General features: G+C 37.8%; 13 protein-coding genes. 5 read left to right on the top strand and 8 right to left on the bottom strand.

The annotated features are described in order from the left end of the window. Positions 1-350: 350 nt before the first annotated feature. Both FTU80_RS04400 and FTU80_RS04395 read right to left on the bottom strand, forming a co-directional pair. The gene (locus FTU80_RS04400; RefSeq protein WP_180084344.1) at positions 351-560 is read right to left on the bottom strand and encodes a cold-shock protein; all 210 of its coding nucleotides are present in this window, start codon (positions 558-560) and stop codon (positions 351-353) included. A gap of 1,192 nt (positions 561-1,752) precedes the next feature. Further along, positions 1,753-1,983, bottom strand: a complete 231-nt coding sequence (locus tag FTU80_RS04395; RefSeq protein ID WP_078190858.1) for a hypothetical protein — start codon at positions 1,981-1,983, stop codon at positions 1,753-1,755. A gap of 236 nt (positions 1,984-2,219) precedes the next feature. On the opposite strand from FTU80_RS04395, the gene FTU80_RS04390 reads away from it, so the two are divergent. Both FTU80_RS04390 and FTU80_RS04385 read left to right on the top strand, forming a co-directional pair. After that, positions 2,220-2,696: a CinA family protein gene (locus FTU80_RS04390; RefSeq protein WP_180041411.1), complete on the top strand. Its 477-nt coding sequence runs from the start codon at positions 2,220-2,222 to the stop codon at positions 2,694-2,696. Positions 2,697-2,774: 78 nt separating this feature from the next. After that, on the top strand, positions 2,775-3,392 hold the full coding sequence (locus FTU80_RS04385) for an aminotransferase (protein ID WP_180084343.1): 618 nt from the start codon (positions 2,775-2,777) through the stop codon (positions 3,390-3,392). A 65-nt stretch (positions 3,393-3,457) separates the two neighbouring features. On the opposite strand, the gene prpC is transcribed toward FTU80_RS04385, so the two are convergent. Together prpC and prpB are read right to left on the bottom strand one after the other, a co-directional pair. After that, entirely contained in the window at positions 3,458-4,594 is a 1,137-nt protein-coding gene (gene prpC, locus FTU80_RS04380) for a 2-methylcitrate synthase (protein WP_111883699.1), read from the bottom strand. A 2-nt stretch (positions 4,595-4,596) separates the two neighbouring features. Beyond that, the gene (prpB, locus tag FTU80_RS04375; protein ID WP_180023756.1) at positions 4,597-5,481 is read right to left on the bottom strand and encodes a methylisocitrate lyase; all 885 of its coding nucleotides are present in this window, start codon (positions 5,479-5,481) and stop codon (positions 4,597-4,599) included. Between the two features lie 239 nt (positions 5,482-5,720). Here prpB and FTU80_RS04370 point away from each other — a divergent pair, with 239 nt between their 5' ends. The 3 genes from FTU80_RS04370 (at position 5,721) to FTU80_RS04360 (ending at position 7,975) form a co-directional block, all read left to right on the top strand. Beyond that, positions 5,721-6,374, top strand: coding sequence for a TetR/AcrR family transcriptional regulator (locus FTU80_RS04370; protein WP_078188637.1), 654 nt, complete (start codon positions 5,721-5,723; stop codon positions 6,372-6,374). Between the two features lie 112 nt (positions 6,375-6,486). Beyond that, a complete protein-coding gene (argF, locus tag FTU80_RS04365; RefSeq protein ID WP_078193464.1) occupies positions 6,487-7,407 on the top strand; it encodes an ornithine carbamoyltransferase in 921 nt (306 codons plus the stop codon). A gap of 91 nt (positions 7,408-7,498) precedes the next feature. Further along, entirely contained in the window at positions 7,499-7,975 is a 477-nt protein-coding gene (locus FTU80_RS04360; protein ID WP_180026239.1) for a hypothetical protein, read from the top strand. A 47-nt stretch (positions 7,976-8,022) separates the two neighbouring features. On the opposite strand, the gene FTU80_RS04355 is transcribed toward FTU80_RS04360, so the two are convergent. The 4 genes from FTU80_RS04355 to FTU80_RS04340 form a co-directional block, all read right to left on the bottom strand. Then, entirely contained in the window at positions 8,023-8,376 is a 354-nt protein-coding gene (locus FTU80_RS04355) for a YnfA family protein (RefSeq protein ID WP_180084354.1), read from the bottom strand. A gap of 77 nt (positions 8,377-8,453) precedes the next feature. Further along, entirely contained in the window at positions 8,454-10,730 is a 2,277-nt protein-coding gene (gene clpA, locus FTU80_RS04350; protein WP_180084342.1) for an ATP-dependent Clp protease ATP-binding subunit ClpA, read from the bottom strand. Between the two features lie 12 nt (positions 10,731-10,742). Further along, positions 10,743-11,156: an ATP-dependent Clp protease adapter ClpS gene (gene clpS / locus FTU80_RS04345; protein ID WP_078188641.1), complete on the bottom strand. Its 414-nt coding sequence runs from the start codon at positions 11,154-11,156 to the stop codon at positions 10,743-10,745. A gap of 18 nt (positions 11,157-11,174) precedes the next feature. Beyond that, entirely contained in the window at positions 11,175-11,924 is a 750-nt protein-coding gene (locus FTU80_RS04340) for a hypothetical protein (RefSeq protein ID WP_180084341.1), read from the bottom strand. Between the last annotated feature and the right edge of the window lie 26 nt (positions 11,925-11,950).

The raw sequence follows: 11,950 nt of genomic DNA, 5'->3' as shown, positions 1-11,950 counted from the left end.
GTTTTCTAACTTAGACCAGTGTTGATCAGTCAACATTGTACGAGGCATAGCGAGGAGTAGATTTGGTTTGGCGATTAAATTCTACTTTCTCGCTATTTTTTTGCACAGTAAATGTCAACAGACCCTATTTAAATTTAATAACATAAATATTATTTAACCAATCGTTTCATTTCACTTAACCTTATTTCCTTGTTTTCCGTATGAACTACAAAGCAAATAACGATTAAACTAAAGAAAAATATTGTAATAAGTATTTTGAAGCTTGTACCCATGTGCACAAAGCTCAAAAAAATTTTTACGGCTAAATTTTTATGTTTATTAACTGCGGTTAGCAACCCAACACAGTTGCCTTACATAACTGTGATATTGCTAGCTTGTCGGCCTTTTTTTCCTTGAGTAATTTCAAATTGTACACGTTGCCCTTCTTTCAGTACTTTATATCCACTCATGTTTATTTCACTGTAGTGTGCAAATAAATCTTCACCACTATCAGATTGTATAAATCCAAATCCCTTACCTTCATTGAACCATTTCACTATACCGCTGGTATTGTTAGTCATTTTTTATTCCTAATGTTTGAGTTTGTTATTTCATACTCTTTAGTAATACTTAGTAAGTTATTTAGTTAGTTTAGTTGCTCATAAGCCCATTTTAAGAACTTATCCTTTTCTCGAAATAAGGGTACTAATCTAAGATTGATTTTAGATATGCTCCCAAATTTTCCATAAAGGATATTTGGCTCCGTTTGTATGACGTCCGATTGATCTCCTTGAGAAAGTTCTTTGAAAAACTCCATAGCTTGGTTATAGGGTGTTAATTTTTCGAATCCTTCCCGTTCGACTATAAAATCATAGATCTGCCTTAAAACATTATGATCATATAAATTGGGCATTTTGATTGCTTGATTTAGAATAGTTATTCTATTAATTTAACTAAATTGTATAAATTTAAAAGTGCGAAATATATCAAAAAACAAAACATTAATGCAAATTAAAGATATTAACTTTTATCCAATTTAAATATCTAGCTAAACCATTGTTAAGTTTAATTAAAGTACATAACCTAAAAGTCTTAAAAGTTATTTTTTTACAATTTTAAAAAATTAAAGTTTTTATATCGTTAAAGGCTTTGTTGCACAAACCTACCGGTAAGGTCTTATTCCGCAATATAATTCCTAGATGAACAAACCTACGTCCAAAATCTTTCGTACGTGGCGCTTCTTCTTTCATAAAATCTTGCATAGAAAAACCTTGCTATCGTTTTGGCTTTACCCATACACAAATGAATTAAAACCATTAGCTCTATTTTAAATTTATTCAAAAATTTATATCAATATTTTTGATATAAAAATTAATTATGTAGTTTTATTTACTAAGATCTTTATTTAAAGCCAAAGATGTTGGTAACCAACTTAGATCATTTTGGATTAATAAAATAGAAATACACAACTAAGCAAACTAGCGAAATCGTTGAAATTAAAAGATAAGTGCCCGTTGTATTAAAGCTTTTTAGAAATTTAAATAAGTCCATCATTTCTTCCCCCCATGAAAAAACAGATAAATTATACTAAATAATATCTGGGGGATTAAATAGCTGTTAGTCGAATAGCGAAGACGACACGATCAAGTGGTCATTAAAAATACATATCTCCTTTAAATCTAGATTTATATATAAATTTGAGTCTGTCAAATACAAAAAAACAGCTCCCAACTCAATGAGAACTGTATTTTTAATACTACAAATTGATCGAAATTAAACGGCAAGTACTTTCACAATAATGGTTTGCATGTCTTCATTTTCTTCCGCCAAATAAACACGCTTTAACTCTTTGCTTTTCACTTTGAATTGATGATTTTGATACTGAATTACAGCCGGAATTTGATCAAAATACAGGCTATCTGCGTCTAATTCTTCTTGAAAAAGTGGCGTGCCCAATTGATAGTCTAGGCTTTTTAATACTACATATTTAACAGTCGTTTTCATTGAAATAAACCTACTTTTGTTACGCTCTTTATTTTAAGTTTTAACATCGTTTTCCTTCCGAAGAAACCTTTATTTCATATTTTCGTACAGCTTCTAAACAATCACGCTATTTTCGTGAATTCCACAACACACACAGTACCAACTTAGACTTTTAGTGAAATTACAGGCAAGCGAAATCAATGCTAAAATTTTAAGAATACTAATGATCATTCACCATTCTACTTTGGGGTAAGCACATGCTTAAACTGTGTTGCGATGCTTTAGAACAAAAATCCATGACTATCGCGTTTATCGAGAGTGCGAGCTCTGGTTATTTATGTAGCCAATTTTCAATTTATAAGAATAGTGGTGCAGATATCTTGTTAGGTGGTCTTGTCAGCTATGATCCATCGATCAAGCGTGAAATTTTAAAAGTAGATCCTCTACTAATAGAAAAATTTACGGCCGAATCCGCAGAAGTGACTCAAGCAATGGCTGAGCAAGGACAACAACTATTTTTTCATGCGGACTTCGTGGTGGCCTGCACCGGATTACTCAAACCCGGTGGCAGTGCAACCGTAGAAAAACCCGAAGGAACATTTTATATTTCAATCTTACATGATGGTCGTATCTATAATTATCATTATTTTATTTTGGGTACGGCTTTAGAACGCTTAGATCAGTTAACTGAAAATGTTGCTCACAGTGTATTAGACATCTTAAATGCAGAATAAAACATACATAATCTTCATATTTAAATATCATTTTGCATCGCATACTGTATTGAGGAATTTACTTATCAGGACAAGAAAATGCAGCTACGTCATTTCAATGCATTCGCAATTAGCACCCTACTGTCCTGCTCTGCTTTCGCGACGGTAGGCGGCCCTCAAACCATTGAGGTTTTAGGTTTTGATAAAAAAGACCAAAAAATCTATTTAATGCGTCATTTTGAAGATGGTCGTGGTCGTTTACCACAATTATATTATTATCAATTAGATAGCAAAAAACCGACGCAATTAATTACAGTGAAGTCTTTGTATATTAATCCAAAGACAAAACGGATTGATTACGATCAAGACAGCACCCAGTTTAATAAAGAAATCGCGAAAATAAAAAAACGTTTAGTCAAATTAACACCAGTAAATAACAATAATGCTCGAATACAGGTATTAACAACCATGAATGGCACTGCAAAATCATGGTATGACCCCACTGAAACCATTGATAAATGGACCTATCAATATCGTGTTAAAAATTCGCAGTATAAAAGCGCTGTACAAAAGGCTGAGACCTATAAAGAAGGTTTAAAAATCTCTAAAACTTATCGTGTAATGCAAAAGCCCTTTTATTTAGTGACTGTTAAATATCTAGGGATTCCATTTGAAACAGGATATAGCGTTGAAGATCCGGTTTTACTAACCAAATAGATTGTTAACTTAAATAACAAATAATAAAAAAGCCTCTTTTGAGGCTTTTTTATTACACTTTAAAATTATGCCGCAGAACGCTCTGCAATCGGCACAACTTTACGTAATTCCGGACCTGTATAGTCTGCACTTGGGCGAATAATACGATTGTCCGCACGCTGCTCCATTACATGCGCTGCCCAGCCTGTTACACGTGACATTACAAAGATTGGCGTGAATAGTTTGGTTGCAATATCCATGAAGTGATATGCAGATGCATGGAAGAAATCTGCATTACAGAATAATTTCTTTTCACGCCACATCACTTCTTCACAGCGCACTGATACAGGATAAAGTACAGTATCACCGACGTCTTTTGCTAGGCGTTCAGACCATTTCTTGATAATGCCATTACGTGGATCGTTGTCTTTGTAAATCGCATGACCAAAGCCCATGATCTTTTCTTTACGCTCAAGTTTACCCAACATTTCACGCTCAGCTTCTTCTGGAGACGTCCAGTTTTCAATCATTTCCATTGCAGCTTCGTTTGCACCGCCATGTAATGGACCACGAAGTGAACCAATTGCACCTGTAATACAAGAATGCATATCAGACAATGTTGATGCACATACACGCGCTGTGAATGTAGAGGCATTAAATTCATGCTCTGCATATAGAATCAGTGACACGTTCATCACTTGCTCATGCAATTCATTTGGTTTTTCACCACGCAGTAAATGTAGGAATTGTGCGCCGATTGAATCATCATCAGTGTTTTCTTCTACACGTACGCCATCATGGCTGAAACGGTACCAATAGCAGATGATTGCCGGTAGTGTTGCCAAAATACGGTCTGCAACATCTTGTTGCTCTTCAAACGATTTTTCAGTTTCTAAATTTCCAAGCATTGAAACGCCTGTACGCATCACATCCATTGGGTGCGAGTCAGCAGGAATGCGTTCTAACACCTCTTTCAACGCCTGCGGTAATTGACGCAATGATTTGAGTTTGGCTTTGTATGCTGCAAGCTGTTCTGTTGTTGGTAATTCACCAAAGAAAATCAGGTACGCGACTTCTTCAAACTGACAGTTTTCTGCCAAGTCTTGAACGTCATAACCACGATAGGTTAAGCCCGCACCACTTTTGCCTACAGTTGACAATGCAGTTTTACCAGCTACTTGTCCGCGCAGTCCTGCGCCCGTGAGTACTTTTCCTTCAGCCATTTTTATTTTCCTTCAGTGAACAATTTATCTAAGGTGTTTTCAAAAGTGTGATAATCGAGGAATTGATAGAGTTCTTTTCGTTGTTGCATTTTATCCAGTACATTGACTTGTGTACCTTCATTGCGGATCGCATGCATTACTTCTAGTGCCGCTTTTTGCATTGCACGTGTTGGTGATAATGGGTAAAGCACCATTGCAATACCCTGCTCGCCTAGTTCTTCTTTGGTGTAGTAAGGGGTATCACCAAACTCTGTAATGTTTGCCAGTACAGGGACACCAACAGCATCGCAGACAGTTTTGTACATGGTAATATCAGTCATTGCTTCAGCAAAGATCGCATCTGCACCTGCTTCTACACAGGCACATGCACGGTCGATCACTGCTTGCAAACCTTCTTTTTGTAATGCATCTGTACGCGCCATCACCACAAAGTTTGAATCGGTTTTTGCATCAACAGCCGCTTTAATACGGTCAACCATTTCCTGCTGCGTCACAATTTCTTTGTTCGGACGGTGACCACAACGCTTTTGTGCCACTTGGTCTTCGATATGAACCGCTGCTGCACCCGCAGCAATCATTTGCTTCACAGTGCGGGCAATATTAAATGCACCGCCCCAACCTGTATCGATATCGACAAGTAATGGCGTATCTACACGTTCAGTAATACGACGAACATCTTCCAAAACATTATCTAAACTGGTCATGCCTAAGTCAGGTAAACCATATGAATAGTTCGCAACACCTGCACCAGATAAATATATGGCTTTATAGCCAACTTCTTTTGCCATCATTGCTGCATAGGCATTTACTGTGCCAATGATTTGTAATGGTTTTTCGATTTCCAATGCTTGTCTAAATCTTAAGCCTGCAGACGTTTGTTGTGTCATATTCCTTTCCACGGCATTTACTTTAATTTTCGAAGTTTGAGTATATCCATATTTTTTTCCAACTCTATGGCTTTGTAGAATATTAACTCTAAAACTTTAGTCAAATATTTCACTTGTCACCTATCTGTTGTTATTCTTTAGTCAAAGATCCCTTATTTATGAGCAAAGCAGAAAAGTACTGAATTTTTTGCTATAATTATCGTCAAATCAGCTCTTTTTTTGTTAAATATTATCACTTTATGCAAGATTTAATACACATTGAACCTTTAACGCATGACCAGCCACAAACGCGGCGCGGACATGAACGATGTGTTGCGCTTTTAGAAAGTGCTACGGAGCTTTTTTTAAAACGTGGGTTTGATGCAGTTTCATTAGATGACATCGTGAATCATGCGGGTGGTTCAAAAGCGTCAATCTATAAATATTTTGGTAATAAAGACGGATTATTTAAGGCCATTTGTGACTATCGTCGCTGCTTATTTTTCAAAGATATTTGCCTACCATTTACGGTGAGCCCTGACACCGATATTCGTGCTTATCTCATCAATACTTTAAGTGACTTTCATCAGCATATCGTGATGCCTGAAAATGCGGCATTTATGCGGTTAGTCTTAGAACAAACAGGACGTAATCCTGAAATAGCACGTTATATTCATGAGCAAGGCCCAAAACAAATTCAGAACACCGTTGCAGAAATTTTAAATCAAGCGCATCAACACGGTTTGCTGTATTGTGAAAACCCGTTGTTTTCGGCTCAATTTTATTTTGGAATTTTGCGAAATTTAGAATGGCGCGTTCTCATGGGCATTACCATTGATGAAAATGATCAAGAAACCATCAATTACATCAGTTATTGCGTCGATCGTTTCCTAGACGGTCACCAAAAGCGCTAGATTTTTTGCAATTTACCTCTCTTATAGTATATTAATCGATTCCTTTTTCTCTAACCAACCAACAACTAATTGTTGTTTTGTTTTTTGATTCAGCAATTATTGTGGAGTAACAATGGCTCTACGTCACTTTCTAACTTTACGCGATTTATCGACTTTAGAACTCAATCAAATTGTACAGCGCGGTATCGAACTCAAGCGCAAACAGCATAACAATGAAGTTTTCCAACCTTTCGTTGGTAAAGTCATGGGCATGATTTTTGAGAAATCGAGCACCCGTACACGTGTATCGTTTGAAGCAGGAATGAGCCAATTTGGTGGTAGTGCAATTTTCCTTTCATCTCGCGACTCTCAATTAGGGCGTGGCGAGCCAGTAGAAGATTCTGCACGCGTGATTTCAAGCATGCTTGATATTGTAATGATTCGTACTTTTGGTCATGACATTGTTGAACGTTTTGCTTCTTATTCAAAAGTTCCTGTCATCAATGCATTAACAGATGATCACCACCCTTGCCAATTACTTGCCGATGTTCAAACATTTGTTGAACACCGTGGTTCTATTGAAGGTAAAACGGTTGCTTGGATTGGTGATGGCAACAATATGTGTAACTCATATATTGAAGCTGCTCATATGTGGGGCTTTAAATTAAAAATCGCTGCACCTAAGGGCTATGAACCTAAAGCAGAATTTCTATCTGAATTTGCACACTGTGTGGAACTTGTTGATTCTGCCGAAGATGCTGCAGTTAATGCAGATTTAATCGTTACAGATGTTTGGGCAAGTATGGGCCAAGAAGAAGAGCAAAAAATTCGTGAAAAAGCGTTTGCTGATTATCAAGTGAATGAACGCCTGATGGATCTTGCTCACGCTGACTGCCTATTTATGCACTGCTTACCTGCGCATCGTGGCGAAGAAATTTCGGAAAATATGCTTGACCACAAAAATGCTGTGGTTTGGGATGAAGCTGAAAATCGCTTACATGCACAAAAAGCACTTGTTGAATTCTTAATTAACGAAAATCTTAAAAAAGACTAAGGTTTTACTTAGATAAATGAAGCACCTTCGGGTGCTTTTTTTGTTTTTGCATGCTTTAATAAAACCATAACTTTTATAAGTGATTAAGATTATGCGTTTAAGAAATATTTGCTTATTGGCTCTTGGATTGAGCTTATCTACTTTTAGCTTTGCTGGTGAACCAAGTGAATTAGATCAATACTTGGTGAAAAATCAGATTTTAGATAGCAATTTTAAAATTAAAAATAAAACAGGTTTAAACGAAATACTGGCTGCCATTAGTGATGAAGATTCACGCACTCTTCCCTATCAAGTTGATCAGAATATGTTGATGGAAAAAATGGAAATGGAAGCGGATAAGATTGAAATTGATGGTATTATCACCACCCCTGATTTTGCGCAATTTGAACAATCAGTCGGTGAACATAAGGTGAAGCAACTCATCAAGCATAATTCACTCCAAAACTGTGAATTACTATTCGAGCATCAATTTCAACGTGTTAATCCATATAAAATTGAAATGGATCTAAGCTCGGGTAGCAAACAATACGAAATTATCATTAAAAATACAGAGTGCAAATTTAAATAAATATCTAATTTCTTACAGCTCTTGGTTTAACTTTTGCATTGTTTAACTTAACGAATTAAACCTTGAGGCTGTAATACAATCACAGCTGCGCCCACCAACACAATGACGCCACCTAGCATATCCCAACGTGTTAGAACTACGTGATCGACAAAATGCAACCACAGCAATGCAGAGAAAATGTAGATTCCGCCATAGGCTGCATAGATACGACCCGAAGCTGCTGGATGCAACGTCAATAACCAAACAAATGCAGCCAATGCAAGCGCTGTTGGAGTCCATAACCACTGCGATTTTTGCTGATTTAAAATCAAATATGGGAAGTAACAGCCTAAAATTTCCATCAGTGCTGTCAGTGCAAATAAACCAAATGTGGTCAGCACTTTTGTTAATGGTATGTCCATCATTGAGAAACCCAAATCTAGCGTCGAATAAATATAAAAAACCCGTGCAAGCACGGGTTTTTCGTTAATTAAATTACTTAAGCAGGTTCAGCGGTTTGGTCTTCAAACACTTCGAGTTTTAAGCCCACAGCTTTGCCATTTTCTTTCTTCACTGAAACACCAACATTACCGCCATGTTCCGCAAGCTCGCCAAACAAAATCATTTCAGCAAGCGGTTTCTTCAAATGCTCTTGAATTAAACGCTGCATTGGACGAGCGCCCATCAAGCGATCGTATCCTTGCTCTGCCATCCATTCGCGTGCATCTTGGTCAACCTCAAGAACCACTTTTTTGTCATCTAACTGTGCCTGAAGCTCTGTTAAAAACTTATCAACCACACTTTCAATGACAGTTGTTGGCAATGCTTTAAATTGAATAACACCATCTAAGCGGTTACGGAACTCCGGAGAGAAGGCTTTTTTCATCGCGTCTTGGTTATCATTACTGTTATCTTGATCCATGAAACCAATGCTCACACGTGAAATTGATTCTGCACCAATATTGGTAGTCAGCACTAACACGACGTTACGGAAGTCAGACTTACGACCATTGTTATCCGTTAATGAACCATGATCCATAATTTGTAATAACAAATTAAAGACATCTGGATGCGCTTTCTCAATTTCGTCTAGTAAAAGTACGCAATGCGGATTTTTATGAATCGCGTCGGTCAACAAACCACCTTGATCAAAACCTACATAACCCGGAGGCGCACCAATTAAACGAGATACGGCATGACGTTCCATGTATTCCGACATATCGAAACGTACAAGTTCAACGCCTAATAATTTTGCCAATTGCTTAGTGACTTCAGTTTTACCCACACCTGTAGGACCCGCAAAGACAAAATTACCCACTGGCTTATCTGGTGCTTTAAGACCTGCACGAGATAATTTAATCGCAGATGAAAGCGCTTCAATCGCTTCATCTTGACCAAACACCACACGTTTCAGATCACGCTCAAGATTTTCAAGAACGCTCTTGTCATCTTTAGAGACAGTTTTCGGTGGAATACGCGCAATTTTCGAAACGATATCTTCAATGTTTTCAACTGAAATGACTGTATCATCTTGCTCAGCTTTTAAACGACGCTGCGCACCAGCTTCATCAATCACATCAATGGCTTTATCAGGTAAGAAACGATCATTGATAAATTTCGCTGATAGTTCAACCGCAGAAACCAACGCTTGATCTTCGTATTTCACATGATGGAATTCTTCAAATTTGCCTTTTAAGCCACGCAGAATATCAATCGTTTCTGAAATAGATGGTTCATTGACATCAATTTTTTGGAAACGACGAGATAATGCATGATCTTTTTCAAAAACTTGACGGTATTCTTGGAAAGTCGTTGAACCGATACAACGTAAAGTACCATTCGCCAAAGCTGGTTTGATGAGGTTCGATGCATCCATCGTGCTGCCCATACTTGAGCCTGCACCGATGATCATATGAATTTCATCAATAAATAAAATTGCTTCGGGCTTTTTCTTCAATGCATTTAACAGTTGTTTTAAACGCTTTTCAAAATCACCACGGTATTTAGTTCCTGCAACTAAAGCACCAATGTCTAAACTAAATACTTCAGCATTTTCAAGCGGTTTAGGAGCTTTACCATTTACAATGAGCCAAGCCAAACCTTCAGCAATAGAAGTTTTACCTACACCTGGGTCACCTACCAAAAGCGGGTTGTTTTTACGACGGCGGCATAGAATTTGAGCTGTACGTTCAATCTCTTTTTCACGACCAATTAGTGGATCTGTTTTGCCTTTTTGAGCTTCAACATTCAGATTGGTCGTATATAGCTCTAATGGGCCAGAATTTGAAGACGTGGTGTTTTCACCATCGAGCTCTTCAATTTCCTCTTCAGCTTGGACTTCATCTTTACGTGTGCCATGAGACAAGTACTGCGTTAATGTCAAACGGTTGATTTGATGGCGTTTAAGTAAATACACCGCAAATGAATCACGCTCTGAATACATCGCAACTAAAATGTCTGCACCTTCTACAGTGCGGTCATTACCACTCGATTGCACATGGAAAATTGCACGCTGCAAAATACGATCAAAACTTTCTGTAGGATGTGGCGCTTGATCGCTATTTTCGCCAAGCTTAGGGGTATGTTGTTCTACGTATTCTTCAAGTTCTTTGCGAAGTACAATAATGTCTGCGCCACATGCTTTCAATGCATTAACAGCGGAATCATTATCCAGTAAAGCCAATAATAAATGTTCTACCGTCAAAAATTCATGTCTCTTTTGACGAGCCATGCTGACAGCCAAACGTAGTGATACTTCTAATTGACGACTGAGCATGTAATCCCCTTATTAATCTTTTGGCTCAATCTGACAAAGTAATGGATGACTTTGCGACCGAGCGTAATTATTGACCTGATTTGCTTTAGTCTCTGCGATGTCTCGCGGATAAACCCCTGCAACACCCTTTCCTTCATAATGTACAGTTAGCATTACTTGAGTGGCTTGGTCAAGATTCAAAGCAAAGTATTGTTGTAAAATTTCAATTACAAAGTCCATTGGAGTGTAATCATCGTTCATTAAAACGACAGCATACATAGGAGGACGCTTTAACTCAGGTGGCGCAGTCAATACTTGAATGTCTGAATCACCATCATCCTGCGTACCTTGGCTGAGAGTCGGGTTTAGATGCCAGTCCACTAAACCAGATTGGTAAAATGAATTTTTAATGTCAGATAAACACGTTTGACGCTTATTGGTTCGCATAGGATTTAGGTTTCACACTTAGTTTGCACTTGCTTCAGTTTGAGGAATTTCTGAAAGGAAGGCAGATTGATTTTCAACAGGCTGACCTTTCGACCAGCTAAAACGGCGAATAACGGGTTTAGAACCGGTTAAACGCACTTCAATAAAGTCTGGACTAAAGCCTTTTGGCATGGTCCAACGTCCAGTGAGTCGTTCACTTTCACTAAAGTTAAAGTTTTTGTCTTCTAATGGCACTGCAAGTACTTCTGTACCCTTAATTAGACGCAGCTCAACACTTCCAGATACATTACTTTTTGACGGACTTACTTGAACGAGATCAAGTTGGTATTCATACGCATTTTCAGGTAACGGTTTAATCGCTAAATGTTGTACTGCAAGCGGCATACCACCACGTTGGCGCAATACTTCACGATACAAAACACCCAAATTACCGGTTAACTCTTGATCATCACGTGCTTTTTTAACAGCCAAATATAAATCATTTGAATTACTTACAGCGACATCACGCTCTTGGATTGCCGCATTCAAACTTTTATTCAGGCCTGCTAATTCAGTTTTTTGCTTTTGCACTACATCAACAAGTTGCTCTGCATCTGCATCATAACCGACCACAGTTAAGCCCTGACGATGACCGATACTATATCCGAGAAAACCGCTGCTCAATGCAAGTACAACTGCACCAATCGCCAGTGGCATATTCGTCTTCATAAAAGGCGTTTTTTCACTGTTTTCAGGTTCTGACTTGAAATTAGATTCTGTATTCGACATCGTCATCTCTTATTTTTAGTTCACTC

The organism is Acinetobacter sp. YH12145 (genome assembly GCF_013418335.1).
Taxonomy (GTDB): Bacteria; Pseudomonadota; Gammaproteobacteria; order Pseudomonadales; family Moraxellaceae; genus Acinetobacter; species Acinetobacter amyesii.
The sequence above is the reverse complement of the archived record's forward strand: the minus strand, read 5'-3'. Positions and strand labels throughout refer to the sequence as shown.

Excerpts from the sequence above, each read along its gene's own strand:
- prpB (WP_180023756.1), bottom strand. The coding sequence starts at position 5,481 with ATGACACAACAAACGTCTGCAGGCTTAAGATTTAGACAAGCATTGGAA.
- FTU80_RS04395 (WP_078190858.1), bottom strand. The coding sequence starts at position 1,983 with ATGAAAACGACTGTTAAATATGTAGTATTAAAAAGCCTAGACTATCAA.
- FTU80_RS04360 (WP_180026239.1), top strand. The coding sequence starts at position 7,499 with ATGCGTTTAAGAAATATTTGCTTATTGGCTCTTGGATTGAGCTTATCT.
- FTU80_RS04400 (WP_180084344.1), bottom strand. The coding sequence starts at position 560 with ATGACTAACAATACCAGCGGTATAGTGAAATGGTTCAATGAAGGTAAG.
- FTU80_RS04340 (WP_180084341.1), bottom strand. The coding sequence starts at position 11,924 with ATGTCGAATACAGAATCTAATTTCAAGTCAGAACCTGAAAACAGTGAA.
- FTU80_RS04370 (WP_078188637.1), top strand. The coding sequence starts at position 5,721 with ATGCAAGATTTAATACACATTGAACCTTTAACGCATGACCAGCCACAA.
- argF (WP_078193464.1), top strand. The coding sequence starts at position 6,487 with ATGGCTCTACGTCACTTTCTAACTTTACGCGATTTATCGACTTTAGAA.
- clpA (WP_180084342.1), bottom strand. The coding sequence starts at position 10,730 with ATGCTCAGTCGTCAATTAGAAGTATCACTACGTTTGGCTGTCAGCATG.
- clpS (WP_078188641.1), bottom strand. The coding sequence starts at position 11,156 with ATGCGAACCAATAAGCGTCAAACGTGTTTATCTGACATTAAAAATTCA.
- FTU80_RS04390 (WP_180041411.1), top strand. The coding sequence starts at position 2,220 with ATGCTTAAACTGTGTTGCGATGCTTTAGAACAAAAATCCATGACTATC.
- FTU80_RS04355 (WP_180084354.1), bottom strand. The coding sequence starts at position 8,376 with ATGGACATACCATTAACAAAAGTGCTGACCACATTTGGTTTATTTGCA.
- FTU80_RS04385 (WP_180084343.1), top strand. The coding sequence starts at position 2,775 with ATGCAGCTACGTCATTTCAATGCATTCGCAATTAGCACCCTACTGTCC.
- prpC (WP_111883699.1), bottom strand. The coding sequence starts at position 4,594 with ATGGCTGAAGGAAAAGTACTCACGGGCGCAGGACTGCGCGGACAAGTA.